General features: G+C 59.7%; 13 protein-coding genes. 4 read left to right on the forward strand and 9 right to left on the reverse strand.

Translation table 11 applies throughout. The features are described from left to right. Positions 1-254 precede the first annotated feature (254 nt). Positions 255-671, forward strand: coding sequence for an iron response transcriptional regulator IrrA (gene irrA / locus ACPYOJ_RS07415; RefSeq protein ID WP_481415666.1), 417 nt, complete (start codon positions 255-257; stop codon positions 669-671). Between the two features lie 4 nt (positions 672-675). Here irrA and ACPYOJ_RS07420 read toward each other — a convergent pair whose 3' ends face one another. Next, positions 676-1,311, reverse strand: a complete 636-nt coding sequence (locus ACPYOJ_RS07420; RefSeq protein ID WP_481415667.1) for a trimeric intracellular cation channel family protein — start codon at positions 1,309-1,311, stop codon at positions 676-678. 118 nt (positions 1,312-1,429) lie between these two features. Between ACPYOJ_RS07420 and ACPYOJ_RS07425 the strand changes: the two genes are divergently transcribed. Continuing rightward, positions 1,430-1,900, forward strand: coding sequence for a hypothetical protein (locus ACPYOJ_RS07425; protein ID WP_481415668.1), 471 nt, complete (start codon positions 1,430-1,432; stop codon positions 1,898-1,900). A gap of 4 nt (positions 1,901-1,904) precedes the next feature. On the opposite strand, the gene ACPYOJ_RS07430 is transcribed toward ACPYOJ_RS07425, so the two are convergent. Further along, entirely contained in the window at positions 1,905-2,693 is a 789-nt protein-coding gene (locus ACPYOJ_RS07430; protein ID WP_481415669.1) for a YdcF family protein, read from the reverse strand. A 265-nt stretch (positions 2,694-2,958) separates the two neighbouring features. On the opposite strand from ACPYOJ_RS07430, the gene ACPYOJ_RS07435 reads away from it, so the two are divergent. Further along, positions 2,959-3,315 (forward strand): helix-turn-helix domain-containing protein, encoded by a 357-nt coding sequence (locus ACPYOJ_RS07435; RefSeq protein ID WP_168827874.1) that lies wholly within the window; start codon positions 2,959-2,961, stop codon positions 3,313-3,315. A 44-nt stretch (positions 3,316-3,359) separates the two neighbouring features. Here the strand turns inward: ACPYOJ_RS07435 and ACPYOJ_RS07440 are convergent, their stop codons facing one another. From ACPYOJ_RS07440 to ACPYOJ_RS07470, 7 genes are all read right to left on the reverse strand, one after another. Further along, positions 3,360-3,566 (reverse strand): hypothetical protein, encoded by a 207-nt coding sequence (locus tag ACPYOJ_RS07440; RefSeq protein ID WP_481415670.1) that lies wholly within the window; start codon positions 3,564-3,566, stop codon positions 3,360-3,362. Positions 3,567-3,895: 329 nt separating this feature from the next. Beyond that, positions 3,896-5,038, reverse strand: coding sequence for a molecular chaperone DnaJ (gene dnaJ, locus ACPYOJ_RS07445; RefSeq protein WP_481415671.1), 1,143 nt, complete (start codon positions 5,036-5,038; stop codon positions 3,896-3,898). A 78-nt stretch (positions 5,039-5,116) separates the two neighbouring features. Then, positions 5,117-7,033 (reverse strand): molecular chaperone DnaK, encoded by a 1,917-nt coding sequence (gene dnaK, locus ACPYOJ_RS07450; RefSeq protein ID WP_168827877.1) that lies wholly within the window; start codon positions 7,031-7,033, stop codon positions 5,117-5,119. 274 nt (positions 7,034-7,307) lie between these two features. Beyond that, complete coding sequence (locus ACPYOJ_RS07455; RefSeq protein ID WP_481415672.1) at positions 7,308-9,638, reverse strand: transglycosylase domain-containing protein; 2,331 nt, start codon at positions 9,636-9,638, stop codon at positions 7,308-7,310. A gap of 599 nt (positions 9,639-10,237) precedes the next feature. After that, positions 10,238-11,044 carry an SH3 domain-containing protein gene (locus ACPYOJ_RS07460; protein ID WP_481415673.1) on the reverse strand — a complete coding sequence of 269 codons (807 nt, stop codon included), beginning with the start codon at positions 11,042-11,044 and terminating at the stop codon, positions 10,238-10,240. Positions 11,045-11,490: 446 nt separating this feature from the next. Then, a complete protein-coding gene (locus tag ACPYOJ_RS07465) occupies positions 11,491-12,879 on the reverse strand; it encodes a M20/M25/M40 family metallo-hydrolase (RefSeq protein ID WP_481415674.1) in 1,389 nt (462 codons plus the stop codon). Positions 12,880-13,047: 168 nt separating this feature from the next. Continuing rightward, positions 13,048-13,464, reverse strand: coding sequence for a MarR family winged helix-turn-helix transcriptional regulator (locus ACPYOJ_RS07470; protein WP_168828728.1), 417 nt, complete (start codon positions 13,462-13,464; stop codon positions 13,048-13,050). A 407-nt stretch (positions 13,465-13,871) separates the two neighbouring features. Between ACPYOJ_RS07470 and polA the strand changes: the two genes are divergently transcribed. Continuing rightward, a complete protein-coding gene (polA, locus tag ACPYOJ_RS07475; protein ID WP_481415675.1) occupies positions 13,872-16,862 on the forward strand; it encodes a DNA polymerase I in 2,991 nt (996 codons plus the stop codon). The last annotated feature ends 51 nt before the right edge of the window (positions 16,863-16,913 follow it).

Here is a 16,913-nt window from a genome sequence, read left to right on the forward strand (position 1 = left end):
CAAGTTCAAAGGAAAATGAAGCATAAGCATGGCTGGGTTCACCTCCCTGTCCTCAACTAACCTGTTGCGTTATTTGGTGGTCGCATACAGGAAGGCTAGGGCTGCTGCCAGACCCAATTGCGTCAGAAGCCCGATTTTCCGGCGTTTCAGGGTCCATTGTCCCCATCGAAGCTATTGAAACGCTTCGGCGCAAAAGTTATATGGCTTAAAGAAACCTGATTGATTGACGCTAGAATAACCGGAGTTCCTCCCTGATGGCGGCTGAAGCGCCGATTGCTATCGAAGCCAGACTGCGCTGCGCGGGCCTGCGGCCGACCCGCCAGCGCGTTGCGCTCGGCGATCTTCTCTTTGCAAAGGGCGACCGGCATCTGACGGTCGAGGAGCTGCACGAAGAAGCAGTGGCTGCAGGCGTGCCGGTTTCCCTGGCGACGGTCTACAACACGCTGCACCAGTTTACCGAAGCGGGCATGATCCGCGTTCTCGCCGTCGAGAGCGCCAAGACCTATTTCGACACCAACGTCTCCGATCACCACCATTTCTTCGTCGAAGGCGAGAATGAAGTACTGGATATTCCGGTCAGCAACCTGACGATCGACAATCTGCCGGAGCCGCCCGAGGGCATGGAAATCGCCCATGTCGACGTGGTGATTCGCCTGCGGCCGAAGCGCTGATTTTTTACATCACATCATCAGGGTGACGTCCGGGCTTGTGCCTGTAGACAGGGAACGTCCACCCGAACCATAAGGCCCCGCCGCGCACCGCGAAGGCGGCGATAACGCCGACAGCCGAAGCTATGTAGAGCGACAGGCCGAGTTCGGTCGCTCCGGTAAAGACGCCTGCGCCGACAAGCGCCGCCGTAATGTAGATCTCGGGCCTGAGAAGCACCGAGGGTTCGTTGGCCATCAGATCGCGCAGGATGCCCCCGAAGGTTGCCGTCAATGTGCCGGTGACGAGTGCGATCGTCGGCGAGCCGGTCGCCGCGAGGCCCTTGGCCGCACCCATGACGCAATAGGCGGAAAGACCTACCGCATCGAGCCAGATGAGAAGGCGATAGCGTGATTCCACCAGATGCGCCGTGAAGAAGACCACAATACCCATCGCACAGCAGATGACGATATAGTCGGGGTTCAGCACCCAGAAGACCGGCACGCGGCCGAGGACGATGTCGCGCACCGTTCCGCCGCCTGTGCCCGTCACCATTGCGAAGAAAAGAAAGCCGATCAGGTCAAGCTGCTTGCGCGAGGCAGCGAGTGCCCCCGTTGCCGCAAAGAGCGCGACGCCGGCATAATCGAGATAGACAAGCAGAGACATGGTCGGACCTCAAAGCCGGCAGACGATGACAAACTGAATCACGGCGGCAAGGGCGGCGCAAGGCGGATCCTCCAGAATGCGCGGCTGTCAGCGTCAAACCGCCCAAAAGAGGAAAGCCGTGAAAACGCTTCTTATCGTTCTGAACCTCATCGCTCTGCTTGTCGTGCCCACGGCCGCATTGGCGCAGCAATCGCTGATCTCGGATCCGGAAATCTATGAAAAAAAGCATTTCACCGAGCAGTGCACCAAGGCCGAGTTTTCGGACACGTTCGTGACGCGCCAGGACATCAACAACGATGGTCTTATCGATGCGGTGGTCAATGAGGGTGAATTGACCTGCGATGGAAAAAAGGGGCCGCAGTGCAACGACGACGGCTGCACCTATAACTTCTACCTGCAGGTGGCCGAGGGTGGCTACTTCATGATCGCGACGGCGCAAATCTATGGCTACGATTTCGTCAAGCGGTTCGGCAATATGGTGCTGGCCATGAAGATGCACCCGCGCTTCTGCGATCGCACCGACGGCGAAGCCTGCATTGTAACGGCGCGCGTTCGGGGCACGAAGTTCGTCACCATCTCGAAAAAATAGCGTCTCAGCCGGGATAGAGCTCGGACGTCCGGCCAGCAAAGTAATAGCCGACGAGGCCGTACCATTCGCGCACGGCCGTTGCCATGTTCTGCGCATTCAGGCTCGGCTGCGTGAAATCGATGCCGAGGGTCACCTTGCCGTCTGTCCGGTAATCTGTCGGCCATGGCGCGATCTCGATGCCCTGCTTGCGAAAAATGCCGACCGAACGTGGCATGTGATAGCCGGATGTGATCAGCAGGCAGTTCGACAATCCCTGGCTTTCAAGCAGCTTCTTGGTATTCAGCGCGTTCTCGAACGTCGTGCGTGATGTCGTCTCTTCGACAAGCCGTTCGCGTGGAATTCCAAAGGCCGGAAAGAAGCGCGCCGAAGCTGCCGCGTCGCCCTCATAGCCTCCGGACAGCGAGCCGTCGCCTCCTGAGATCAGGATTCGCGATTGCGGGTATTTCTGTGCCAGCCGCAGTGTCTCGAGAAAGCGGTCCGCGGCAGCGTTGAACTCGATTCCGTGTTTGGCAGTGTTGACCTCGTTTTCGAAGGCGCCGCCGAGAACGATCATGCACTGCAAATTATCCGGATCACGATCCGGCTTTGGAAACCGTGTTTCAAGTCCCTGGAGAAGGAAATTGCCCGTGGTGGTGAAAAGGACGACGAAGAGCAGGAGTGCAGCCAGTGCCGAGAAAAATGCGCCGAACTTCCCGCGGCCGAGTACGATCGCAAGGAATGCAAATAGCGCAAGGAAGAAGGCCAGCGAGAGCGGCTGGCCGAAAACCCAGACCAACTTCGAAAATAGAAACAACGATTTCACCTCACGCGAAAGACAGCGGCATCCTATCCGATTCGAGGTTAACGGAAATAACAGGCGTGCGACGCCCGCCAGGCAGCCGCCGCTGGGAGAATTGAACGGTTAGACCGAGCTGCATATGCGCCGGTTGCAAAGGTGACGCTCAGCTCTCTTTGTGCGGCCTAGCCCCGAAAAGTCGGTTAAATCTCGCAACTGGTGGATTGAGTTATTTTTATAACCAGCATAGTAGCGTCAACAACTTCTAGAAGGGAACGCGCAGGTGCCAGATCCGGTAGATATTCTCGTCGGCCGCAACGTCAGAAAGCTTCGCGCCCGTCGCCGCGTCTCGCAACTCGAGCTGGGTGAAGCGCTCGGCCTGACCTTCCAGCAGATCCAGAAATACGAAAAGGGCACCAATCGCGTCTCAGCCAGCAAATTGCACCAGATCGCGGTTTTTCTGGGTGTCGAAATCTCCGCCCTTTTCGAGGGGGTGCACACGTCCGATTCTCCGGGAAGGATCGAGCTGAGCCCGGAGGCTTACGAATTGGCGGTCAACTATGACAGGCTTCACTCGCCGGCGGGCAAGGAGGCAGTCAAAACGATTCTGACGTTGATGGGCGCGGAAAAGGCTGTCTGACGCGTTGAGACGTCAAACGCCTGCTTCAAAGCAGTTTCGATTTTCTAGTGAAGCTCGCGCTCGTGCAGCGCGACGAGCAGTTCGTCCTGCGTGTGATGCCCGGCTTCGTAGAGATCGATCGCGACACTGGCGATCGATAGCCCCTGCTGGCTGCGCAGCTTGATGTTGCGCTCCGCACACCAAGTATAAAGTGCGCCGGCAAGGACGTCGATGTCGTCCCGCTGAAAGGACAAGGAGGCTGCTGCCGTCATGGTAGTGACCTTTGATTAGTTGTTCCCCAGTATTCCACGGCTAGGAAGGCTGCTATTTCGGCAAGTTGCAAGCAGCATCAGCAGCCTGCGTTAACGCTGGCCATATTGGTTGCTCGTCATGTTTCAAATTGAAACACAAGTCACCCTTCGGCGGGGGCGGCGCCGATAGCGTGCGATTTTGGACCATGCCTAGATTTCTCAACTAAAGCCCTGGCATCGATCACGCTTCGAGCTTTCGTATTCAAAGTCCGAGTTTCGATCTGTGCAACTCGGCAAACAAAAAGCCGGGAGAAAGTCTCCCGGCTTCGATTTAAATACTGTCGCTGACCTCAGCCTTCGAAGAATTCCTTCATCCGGGCAAAGAAGCCCGTTGATTCCGGATTGTTCTCCCTCGAAGAAAGCTGCTCGAATTCCTGCAACAGTTCGCGTTGGCGCTTGGAGAGCTTCTGCGGCGTCTCGATCTGGATCTGGATGTAGAGGTCACCCGTCTGACTTGAGCGCAGCACGGGCATGCCCTTGCCCTTGAGACGGAACTGCTTGCCGGCCTGCGTCCCTTCCGGAACGGAGACCCGGGACTTGGTGCCGTCGAGCGTAGCGACATCGAAGGTCCCGCCAAGGGCTGCCGTCGTCATCGAGATCGGAACGGCACAATAGAGGTCCGCTCCATCGCGCTGATAGAATTCATGCGGCTTCACCGACAAGAAGATATAGAGATCGCCAGACGGCCCGCCTCGCGCCCCGGCTTCGCCCTCGCCCTGCAGGCGGATCCGCGTGCCGTCTTCGATACCGGCCGGGATATTGACGGAGAGCGAACGCTCTTCCGTCACGCGTCCCTGGCCATGGCACTTCGGGCACGGATCGGGGATGATCTGGCCGCGGCCGTGGCAGGTCGGGCAGGTCCGCTCGATCGAGAAAAAGCCCTGTGCGGCGCGAACGCGGCCGGACCCCTGACAGGTGCCGCAGGTTTTCGGCTGAGTACCCGGCTTGGCGCCCGAACCGGAGCAGACATCGCAGGTGATCGACGTCGGAACCCGGATTTGCGCCGTCTTGCCGGAGAAGGCCTCTTCCAGCGAGATTTCCATGTTGTAGCGAAGATCAGCGCCGCGTTCGCGTCCGCCCGAAGAGCGCTGTCGTCCGCGGCCGCCGCCCATCATCTCGCCAAAGATGTCCTCGAAGATGTCGGAGAAGCCACCACCGCCGGCAAAGCCCGCACCGCCACCGAAGCCGCCGGCACCCATGCCGCCGTGTTCGAAGGCTGCGTGGCCATAGCGATCATAGGCGGCCCGCTTCTGCGGATCCTTGAGGATTTCGTAAGCCTCGTTGATTTCCTTGAACTTGTGTTCCGCGGCCTGGTCATCTGGGTTCTTGTCCGGATGAAATTTCATCGCCAGCTTGCGGAAAGCGCTTTTCAGCTCTTTTTCGTCTGCCGTCCTAGCGACACCGAGCGTTTCGTAAAAGTCCGCTTTTGCCAATTTACACCCCGGAAATGGATTTCCGGCTGCCCTGAGGCAGCCGGATCGCAGTATTTAGCATAACCACCCTGCCGCGGATTACGCGGACTTTTTGCGGTCGTCGTCCTTGACTTCTTCGTAGTCGGCATCGACGACATTGTCATCGCCACCGGCTGCGGAGGCATCAGCCGTGCCGGCTTCAGCCTGCTGGGCTTCGTAGATCGCCTGCCCGAGCTTCATGGAAACTTCCATAAGGGTCTGCGTCTTCGCCTTGATGTCCTCAGCATCCGGATCGGTTGCTTCGGCTGCAGACTTCAGAGCGGCAATCGCGTCGGAGATCGCGGTGCGGTCGGCCTCGGAGACCTTGTCACCATAATCCTTCAGCGACTTTTCCGTGGAGTGGACCAAGCTCTCTGCCTGGTTCTTGGCTTCCACGGTTTCGCGGCGCTTCTTGTCTTCGGCGGCATGCGATTCGGCATCCTTGACCATCTTTTCGATGTCGGCGTCGGAAAGGCCGCCAGACGCCTGGATGCGGATCTGCTGTTCCTTGCCGGTACCCTTGTCCTTGGCCGAAACCTGAACAATGCCGTTCGCGTCGATGTCGAAAGTGACTTCGATCTGCGGAACGCCGCGCGGCGCCGGCGGAAGACCGACGAGGTCGAACTGGCCGAGCAGCTTGTTGTCGGCAGCCATTTCGCGCTCGCCCTGCGAAACGCGGATGGTAACGGCCTGCTGGTTGTCGTCAGCGGTCGAGAAGGTCTGCGACTTCTTCGTCGGAATCGTCGTGTTGCGTTCGATCAGACGGGTGAAGACGCCGCCGAGGGTCTCGATGCCGAGAGACAGCGGGGTTACGTCGAGAAGCAGGACATCCTTGACGTCGCCCTGCAGAACGCCAGCCTGGATGGCGGCGCCGAGAGCAACGACTTCATCCGGGTTGACGCCCTTGTGCGGTTCCTTGCCGAACAGCTGCTTGACGACTTCCTGGACCTTCGGCATGCGGCTCATGCCGCCCACGAGAACGACTTCGTCAATATCGGCGGGCGTAACGCCGGCATCCTTGAGCGCTGCCTTGCAGGGAGCGATCGTGCGCTGGACGAGATCGTCGACCAGGCTTTCGAGCTTGGCGCGCGTCAGCTTCAGCGTCAGGTGCTTCGGGCCGGAAGCGTCAGCCGTGATGAACGGCAGGTTGATTTCGGTCTGCTGCGAGGACGAGAGTTCGATCTTTGCCTTTTCAGCAGCTTCCTTGAGGCGCTGCAGGGCAAGCTTGTCGTTCTTCAGGTCGATGCCGTTGTCCTTCTTGAACTCGGCTGCGAGATATTCGACGAGACGCATGTCGAAGTCTTCACCACCGAGGAAGGTGTCACCGTTGGTCGACTTCACTTCGAAGACGCCGTCGCCGATTTCGAGGATCGAGATATCGAAGGTACCGCCGCCAAGGTCGTAGACGGCGATCGTCTTGCCTTCCTTCTTGTCGAGGCCGTAGGCGAGTGCCGCTGCGGTCGGCTCGTTGATGATGCGGAGAACTTCGAGGCCTGCAATCCTGCCCGCATCCTTCGTCGCCTGACGCTGCGCGTCGTTGAAGTAGGCCGGAACGGTGATGACGGCCTTCTCGACCTTCTCACCGAGATAGGATTCGGCTGTTTCCTTCATCTTCTGAAGGATCATTGCGGAGACCTGCGCGGGCGAATAGCCCTTGCCGTTGGCTTCGACCCAGGCGTCGCCATTGTCGCCCTTGACGATATTGAAGGGGACGAGGCTCTTGTCTTTTTCAACGGTTGGATCTTCGTAGCGGCGGCCGATCAGGCGCTTGACCGCGAAGAGGGTGTTCGTTGGGTTGGTGACGGCCTGGCGCTTCGCCGGCTGGCCGACAAGGCGTTCGCCGTCGTCGGTAAATGCCACCATGGAAGGGGTCGTGCGCGCGCCTTCCGCATTTTCAATGACCTTCGCGTCCTTGCCGTCCATGACAGCGACGCAGGAATTTGTTGTTCCGAGGTCGATACCAATTACTTTTGCCATGTCATTTACTCCTTGAAGCAAGCTGTCGGAACCCGAAAAGGCATTTCCCTGACAGCCCCTTACGGGATGGGGGTCTCCGGAATTAACGCAATCGTGATTGCGGTGATGCGGGGTATATAAGGAGCGGTTTTCTGGACTGCAAGGCGGGAAATACCCGAGATCCAGCAAAGCGAACGTGTTGCATTCACTTTCTATAAGGGATCGAGCTGCCAGGCTCCTTCGGGTGTCTGCAGTTTTCATCCCCGGGCGCCGTGTGCCGACAGTAGAGCGCTGGCTATTGCCCCATGATGAGATCGAGCAGCGTGGTCCGACGCGGCTGAACGGAAGACGTCGATGACGGACCGCCGATCTCTTCCGGCGGCACAACATTTCCATAACCACCGTCGGGTCCGATGTCGCCAGGCGGAACCGGTCCTCCTTGCGTCGCGATGGCCTGCTGTTGCTGGCCAGGTGGAGGAGGAAACCGCCTCTGCTCCTCGGCGCTATCCCCGCCGCCGAAAACACCGGAAATGATTCCGCCGATCGTCGTTGGCTGCTCCTGCATCGGTTGGGGTTCTCCCTGGACCATCGGTTGATTACCGAGGCCATTCGGGTCCGCGATGAATTGGCCGCTGCCGAATAGAGGAGCCGGAGAAAGACCCTTATGCGCGGCAATCATGAATTCCTGCCATGCCTTCGCAGGCAAGCCGCCGCCGGTGACCTTCTTCATCGGCGTGCCGTCGTCATTGCCGAACCAGACGCCGGTCGTCAGATTGCTGGTGAAGCCGACAAAGAGGGCGTCCCGGGAGTTCTGCGTCGTGCCCGTCTTGCCGGCCGCCTGCCAACCGGGAATCTTGGCGGCTTTGCCTGTCCCTGTTTCGATCGTGCCCATCATCATGGCATTCATGTTGGCGACGACGGCTTCTGACAGAACGCGTGGCGGGTTGTCATAGGTGTTCTCGTAGAGCACCTTGCCGTCGGCCGTTGTCACCCGCCGGATCACGTGGGGCGTTGCCTTGTAGCCGCCGTTCATGAAGGCGGCATAGGAGGCCGTCAGCTCCATGAGCGACACTTCCGATGTGCCAAGTGCGATCGAGGCATTCGGCTGCAGTTCGGTCTCGATGCCGAGACGGTGGGCAAGCTTGATGACCTGCTCCGGCCCGTCGTACATCACCAGCTGGGCGGCGACCGTGTTCAGCGATTTCGCAAGCGCCGTTGCGAGCGTTACCTCGCCATTGTATTTCTTCTCGTAATTCTCGGGCGTCCAGTTGCCGATACGGATCGGCGCGTCGTTGAAGACGGAAAACGGCGTCAAACCCTTTTCAAGTGCAGCGGCATAAACGAAGGGTTTGAAGGAGGAGCCAGGCTGACGCTTTGCCTTGACGGCGCGATTGAACTGGCTTTCGGCATAGTCCCTGCCGCCGACGAGCGCCCGGATTGCCCCCGTGCCATCGATTGAGACGAGAGCCGCCTGCGAAGCGACGAGCTTTGCGCCCTCTTTGCGAAGAATATCGTTCAGCGACTGATCGGCCTTCTTCTCCAGCCCCTTGTCGATTGTCGTATCGACGATGAGGTCTTCCTTGACGTCGCCGATCAGGCCCGGCAGTTCGTCCATAACCATATCGGCCACATACTGGCCAGCGCCGGACCAATAGCTTTTCGCCTTGGAGGGCGCCTGCGTCATCGCCGTCTTCACTTCGTCGTCGGTAATGTAGCCCTGGTCCCGCATGGCCAGCAGCACCACCTGCGCGCGGGCATTGGCAGCTTCCGGATCACGCGCCGGCGAAAGGCGCGACGGCGCTTTGACGAGGCCGGCAAGCAAGGCCGCTTCGCCAAGATTCACGTCCCGTGCCGACTTGTTGAAGTAACGGCGTGCTGCCGCCTCCACGCCATAGGCGTTCGAGCCGAAATAGACGCGGTTCAGATACATCGCAAGGATCTGGTCCTTGGTGTATTTCTGCTCGAGCCAGAAGGAGAGCAGCACCTCCTGCACCTTGCGCTCCAGCGTGCGCTCCGGCGAGAGGAACAGGTTCTTGGCGAGCTGCTGCGTCAGGGTCGAGCCGCCTTGGATCGGCTGGCCGGTCAGATTGTTGATGAAGGCACGCGCCAGCCCCATCGGGTCAACGCCGAAATGCGAGTAGAAGCGCCGGTCCTCGATCGCCACGATCGCCTGCGGAATGTAGGGCGACATCTGATCGAGCGAGAGTGCCTCGCCGCCGGTGGCGCCGCGATTGGCGATCACGCTGCCGTCGACCGAAGTGATCTTGACGTTCGGCGGCCTGTCTGGGATCGCCCAGGTGCTGGCGCTCGGCATGCGCGAGCCGTAATAGAACACGAGGCCCGCAACGCCGATGCCGGCCCAGATACCGAGGACGATGCACCAGTAGATGACCCGGCGCAGAAAAGCGAAGAGCCCGCCGCCGTCCCGCTCCGGGGGGGCGCGCCTTTCGCGGCGCCTGCGTTCAGGAGCGCGGTTGCGGGATGGTTTTTGGGCTGGGCGTTTGGCGCCACGGCGGCCGTCGATGCGGTCTTCATCATCCAGCGCGAAATCGTCGTCGTCTTCATAGCGGTCGCGGCCGCCGAAGGACGGTTCGATTCTATCGCGTGATCTGCCTCTGCCTGCCATTCCGGACGGTCGCACCCCATATGTCGCGAACGCACGCCCTTGCGCGCAATCATCCGGTTGGAGTGTAAATACGGCGATTTAAGGGGTGGTTAAGACCGGGAACGAGTGACCTCAGCCGAGCTTCAGCCCAGGGATTTTCGCATAGCTGCCATTCGTTGCGATTGTCACAAAACTGACATATATCGCGCCATCTTGCGCCGAATAAATAAGCAATAAGCGCAGTAGCTAGGCATTATCGATGAATACTTATCCTGAAAGAATCGACGAAAACAGGCTCCGCGAGATCTGGACCGCCCATGAATTTGCCCGGCAGTCCCGATTGAGCAAGATGGAAGAAAGCCGATTGAAGATGCTGCATGGTCCGCTTGCGAGAGGCACCAACTCGTAACAAGCGGCACGAACAACTGCCCCTCGGTAATTGGGAACCTTTAGGTCCTCTGCTCGTTTATTTGAGAGCGGGACAGCCCTCAAGTCCCGCAAAGATCGGCCGTTTCCCCTCAAGGCGTGCCGATCGAAATCAGGCCCGGTGGCTCTTTCGGAGCGCCGGGCTTTTTCCATTCGGGTGAAGTGGACGGCGGCATCTCTGCCGCCTAGGTCTGTTAGTCGCGGCAAGCCGGATCGCCCGGGCAAACGGGACGCCTTGGCCGGCCGCCATCGCCGCCGCGATTGCGGTTGCCGCCATTGTCCTGACGCTCGAAATTGCGGCGATCGCGATCGAATTCCTGGCGCCGGCCCCTGTCCGAACCCGTGTCGACATCGGGCCTGCGTTCAAAGCCACGGCCGAAATTCTGCGGGCGATCGCTATCCAGCCTTCGTTGGATATCGGGGCTACGCTCGGGACGACGATTGAAATCCCGACGCTCGGGACTACCGAAGTCGGGGGATATGCCAGGGCTTCGGTTAAAGCTGGGCCGGCGATCCGGTTCCCGGTCGAAATCCGGGCGCCGACCCGGTCCTGGTCTGGATTCGAAATCAGGTCCGCGGCTGGGGCCGCGATAGACGTTCGGACCGCGGCTCCAGCGGTCGCGGTAGCGGTAGAAGTCGCGGTTGCGGTAATGGCGATCCCAGTAGTTGCCAAAGCTGAAGACCACCACCGGAATACCGAGCGGGCGATAATATTCGGGTCCGAGGTAAACGCGGCGCTCCTGGTAAATGGCCTGGACATAGCGACCATGCACCCAACCGCGGCCACCGTAGAACTCCACGTCGCACCATGGTGTATCGGCAAGGCAGCCGTAAATTTCAACGGATTCGCCTGCGGGGATCACGGCGACGGCCGGGTAGCCGGTGCTCGGGCCGGCGCGCATATTAACGTTCGCCGTTGCGAAGCCTTCCGCCGCCTGGGCGATAGCGGGGGCAAGCAGCAGCATGCCCGCGGCGGCAATCTTCAAAAGGGTGGTTTTCACGTTTCAACTCCCAAGGTGGGTGTGCGCGCATGCCACACCGTTTTTGTTCTTGCTCCGGCTTTGTGCCGGTTCGTGACATAGCTAAGCGCTTGCCGATTTCCTCGGCAATCATTCACTTTGTCTTCAATGATTTATAACAAGTCACTTATGAACGCAGCTTGAATGGAAGAAGCTGAAATGTCTGGGAGGCCTTGAAATCGCCGGAACGGCTTCCGATATGAGGTTCAACAGATTGCAGCCGTCGGAAGCTGTGCGCGCTTCGAGCGAGCCTAATTCCGATCATGAGCCTTCTCCCTCCGATCGCTCCGGCTGCAGAGTCCGCTTTCTCCTTGACCACGGATGTACTGGCATCGAAGCGAGCGGATGACGAAAGGCCGGTTTTAACCGGCCTTTTTGTTTGTCTGTACGGCGTGCTCCGGTAAATCGCGAGGCACGCTTTTTTATCTTCAGGCTGCCAGGGCTTCGAGGATGCGCACCCAGGAGCGGATGCCCTTGTGGTAGGAGGCAAGCTCGTATTTCTCGTTCGGCGAATGGATTCTATCGTCGGAAAGACCAAAACCGACGAGCAGGGACTCCATGCCAAGCATCCGCTGGAAATCGCCAACGATCGGGATAGAGCCGCCCATGCCGATGACGACGGCGGGTTTCGGCCATTCGTCGGAAAGCGCGTTCTTCGCCTTGGTGATCACCGGAGAATCGTAGGAGAGGTGAATCGCCGGCGAGCCGCCATGGGCATGGAACTCGACCGAGCAATCGGCCGGAACCTTCGAGCGCACATAGGTTCGGAAAGTCTCTCTGATCTTGGCCGGATCCTGCTTGCCGACAAGGCGGAAGGAGACCTTGGCGGATGCCTTGGCGGCAATCACCGTCTTGAAGCCTTCCCCGGTATAGCCACCCACTATGCCGTTGACTTCGGCCGTCGGACGCGCCCAGGTGAGCTCCAGGACCGAGCGGCCCTTTTCGCCTGAGGGTACCGACAGACCGACCTGGCCGAGGAAGCTTTCTGCGGTCTGGCCGAGCTTCTCCCACGAGGCCTTGATGTTTGCTGGGGTTTCCTCGACGCCGTCGTAGAAGTTCTCAAGCGTAATGCGGCCGGTTTCGTCATGAAGCCCGGCGAGGGCTGCCGTCAGCACATGGATAGGGTTCGCCGCTGCACCGCCGAAGAGGCCAGAATGCAGGTCGCGGTCGGCCGCCGTCACCACGACTTCTTCGCCGACAAGGCCGCGAAGCGCAGCGGCAATAGCCGGGGTATCGCGGTCCCACATGCTGGTGTCGCAGACAAGCGCATAGTCAGCCTTCAACTCGGCGGCATTCGCCTCGAGGAAGGGCTTGAGCGACGGAGAACCGGATTCTTCCTCCCCTTCGAAGAGGATCGTGATGCGGCAGGGGAGCGAGCCGTTGACCTCCTTGTAGGCGCGGCAAGCTTCGACGAAGGTCATCAACTGACCCTTGTCGTCTGCGGTGCCGCGGCCGGTCAGGATTTTGCGGCCGTTTTCCACCTCCTTGATGGCGGGCTCGAAGGGATCGTTCTCCCAGAGCTCGATCGGATCGACCGGCTGAACGTCATAGTGGCCGTAGAACAGCACATGCGGCGCATCGGCGCTGGCGCCGGCATGATGCGCAACCACCATCGGGTGACCGGGGGTGTCGCGGGTGGAGGCTTCGAAGCCCAGCATCTTCAAATAGGCGACCAGCCATTCGGCTGCCTTGCGGCAATCGGCTTTGTAAGCCGGATCGGTCGAGATCGATTTGATACGCAGCAACTCAAACAGGTTTTCGAGGCTCGAACCGAGATTCTGATCCGCCCGCGAGAGTACCGGGGTAATGTCCGTCATTGTCGACTCCTTTCGAAATTGGCCGGACGATAGACCAAAGGCTGGCGCGTTTCGAGCAGGAAAAACGGAATTTTGGAAGGCGTGAACGCACGGTTCTCCGGCGCCGGGACAGCGGGGGGCTGCCTCAGGGATGCAAGCCTGCGGCTGTCGCTGGGCCGTTCTGAGCGATCAGATTTTCTTGGCGTTTTCGAGAAGGCGGCGGATGTACTCCAGCATCAGCTCCCGCTCGAAGGTTCTGAACCCGTCGAAAAGCGCCAGGTCCGCTTCCCGCGCTATCTTTACCGCCTCATCCTCCATCGCTCGTGCATTGGGCGTCAGGAAGATCAATTGCGCCCGCTTGTCGGAAGGGTGCGGTTTGCGCTCAATAAGGCCATCGCGTGCCATTCGTGCAAGCGTATTGGCCATTGTCGCCTGTTCGATATCGACGCGTTCGAGCAATTGCTTCTGCGTCAGGCCATCCTCGGCCCAAAGTTCGAGAAGAATCGGGAATTGGCCGGGAGAAAAGCCGAGCCCTGCCGCTCGCTGCTGCAGCGAGCGGGCAAACCCCTTGGCCAGCTGGCTGGCAAGGTAAGCTCCCGAGTCTATCCTTTTAAATCCCATGATTGTAGTTAGACGCAAAAACGGATCCGAAACAATGCAACAAATTGTATGCGATGAACCAAATTCGCCGTTGCGCGCGAAATGAGCATTGGTTGAAGAACAAAAGCCGCCATGGCCTGGAGGTGGACCACGGCGGCTTTAAATGGGGACAAAGGCCCGGAGAGGGGGATAAGGCCTTTGTCCAAGTCTGATGCGGCGGGGGACAAGCCGGTGATCAGACCCTCGGCGCGATCAAACGCCGGTAGATCTGATTTGTGACCGGGAATGTGGTTTTTCAAGGGAAGTCGGCCGAACTGCTAATTACAAATTGGTAACAGTTCGGTGAGCCATGAAATCGCGTGCTGCCGAACTTTATATGGATTTCGCCGGGCCGCCACGCTATCCATGCAACCATGAAAAAAGGCGATCATCTCTTCCTCGTTGACGGCTCGGGTTTCATCTTCCGGGCGTTCCATGCCCTGCCGCCGCTGACGCGCAAATCCGACGGCCTGCCGGTCGGCGCCGTCTCCGGCTTCTGCAACATGCTATGGAAGTTGTTGACCGATGCGCGCGATACGTCGGTCGGGGTCCCGCCGACGCATTTTGCGGTTATCTTCGATTATTCCGCAAAGACCTTCCGTAAGGATCTGTTCGATGCCTACAAGGCGAACCGTTCCGCACCGCCCGATGAGCTGATACCGCAGTTCGGGCTAATCCGCGAAGCAACGCGCGCCTTCAACCTGCCCTGCATCGAGACGGAGGGCTTCGAGGCAGACGACATCATCGCCACCTATGCCCGGCAGGCGGAAGCGGCCGGCGCTGACATCACGATCGTCTCTTCGGACAAGGATCTGATGCAGCTCGTCACGCCGAATGTCCACATGTACGACAGCATGAAGGACAAGCAGATCGGCATTCCGGACGTCATCGAGAAATGGGGCGTGCTGCCCGAAAAGATGATCGACCTGCAGGCGATGACCGGTGATTCGGTCGACAATGTCCCCGGCATTCCCGGCATCGGCCCGAAGACTGCAGCACAGCTTCTTCAGGAATACGGCGACCTCGACACGCTTCTGGACCGTGCGCACGAGATCAAGCAGGAAAAGCGCAGGCAGACGATTCTGGAAAATGCCGACAAGGCGAGGCTTTCGCGCGAACTGGTCAGGCTGCGCACCGATGTGCCGCTAGAGCTTGGCCTGGATGACCTCGTTCTCGAAGTGCAGAACGGCCCGAAGCTGATCGGCTTCCTCAAGGCGATGCAATTTAACTCGCTGACGCGCCGCGTGGCGGACGCTTGCGATTGCGATGCGAGCGCCATCGAGGTGGCCGACGTGAAGGTCGAGTGGGGTCCTGCCGCACGCGGGCCCGATCTCGATGCGGCTGAACCGGAACCGGTTGCGGGCGGCATTCCTGACATCGAGGGTCCATCAGTGCCGGTTCCAGGCAGAGCGAAGCCGGCGGCGCGCGGCTTCAGCCCGGCCGACCTTGCCAATGCTCGAGCCGCAACCTTTGCGACCCTGCCGTTCGATCGCTCTTCCTATGTGACGATCCGCGACCTCGCGACGCTCGATCAATGGATTGCCGATGCCCGGGACACCGGCCTGGTGGCTTTCGAAACGCAGACGACGTCGCTTGATGCGATGCAGGCCGAGTTGGTCGGCGTCGCGATGGCGATTGCCGACAATGAAAAGGACCCGGCGGGCGCACGGATCCGGGCGGCCTACGTGCCGCTCGGGCATAAGAGTGGCGTCAGCGATCTTCTCGGCGGTGGGCCGGCGATCGACCAGATCCCGATGCGGGATGCTTTGCCACGGCTAAAAGCGCTACTTGAGGACGAGTCCGTTCTCAAGATCGCGCATGACCTGAAATACCATTACCTGCTGATGAAGCGTTATGGCGTCGAAACCAAGAGCTTCGACGACGCGATGCTGATGTCCTATGTGCTCGACGCCGGACCTGGTGGCCATGGCATGGACGCGCTTGCCGAGAAATTCCTCGGCCATAATCCGATCACCTACAAGGACGTGGCAGGCAGCGGCAAGGCGAACGTGATATTCGACCTCGTCGATATCGATCGCGCAACGCAGTATGCCGCCGAAAACGCAGATGTGACGCTCCGGCTTTGGAGTGTGCTGAAACCGCGGCTCGCCGCAACCAGACTGACAGCCGTCTACGAGCGCCTGGAGCGGCCGCTGCTGCCGGTTCTGGCGCGTATGGAGGAGCGCGGCATCACCGTCGACCGGCAGATTCTTTCCCGCCTTTCGGGCGAACTGGCCCAGGGCGCCGCCCGGCTGGAAGACGAAATCTACACGCTGGCCGGCGAGAAGTTCACGATCGGCTCCCCGAAGCAGCTTGGCGATATTCTCTTCGGCAAATTGGGCCTTGCAGGCGGCAGCAAGACGAAGACCGGGCAATGGTCGACTTCGGCGAGCGTTCTGGAAGATCTGGCCGCTGCCGGTTTCGAGCTGCCGCGCAAGATCGTCGATTGGCGTCAGCTGACCAAGCTGAAATCCACCTATACCGATGCGCTGCCGGGATACGTGCATCCGCAGACGAAGCGCGTCCATACGTCCTATTCGCTCGCCTCAACGACAACGGGGCGGCTTTCGTCCTCCGAACCGAACCTGCAGAACATTCCGGTGCGCACCGCCGAAGGTCGCAAGATTCGCACCGCCTTCATCTCCACCCCCGGCCACAAGCTGGTTTCGGCGGACTACAGCCAGATCGAGCTGCGCGTGCTTGCCCACGTCGCCGAGATCCCGCAGCTGACACAGGCATTCGCTGACAGTATCGATATTCATGCAATGACCGCCTCCGAAATGTTCGGCATTCCGGTCGCCGGCATGCCATCCGAGGTGCGCCGCCGGGCCAAGGCAATCAACTTCGGCATCATCTATGGCATTTCCGCCTTCGGTCTTGCAAACCAGCTCTCGATCGAGCGGTCGGAGGCGGGCGATTACATCAAGAAATATTTCGAACGCTTCCCCGGCATCCGCGACTACATGGAGAGCCGGAAGCAGATGGCGCGCGACAAGGGCTATGTCGAAACCATCTTCGGCCGGCGAATCAACTATCCGGAGATTCGCTCGTCCAATCCTTCAGTGCGCGCCTTCAACGAGCGTGCCGCAATCAATGCGCCCATCCAGGGCTCGGCGGCCGATATCATCCGCCGGGCCATGATCAAGATGGAACCGGCCCTTGCCGAAGCGGGCCTCGCTGATCGGGTGCGTATGCTCTTGCAAGTGCACGACGAACTGATTTTCGAAGTCGAGGACAGCGACGTCGAAAAGGCGATGCCGACCGTCGTTTCCGTTATGGAAAATGCCGCCATGCCTGCTCTGGAAATGCGGGTGCCCTTGAAGGTCGACGCACGCGCCGCGACCAACTGGGACGAAGCGCACTAAGCGCTTCGTCCGTCTAGCCTCAAAGATTTTTCTTTGAGGCTAAAACATTGC

The organism is Rhizobium sp. SVR5-9E, assembly GCF_056755095.1.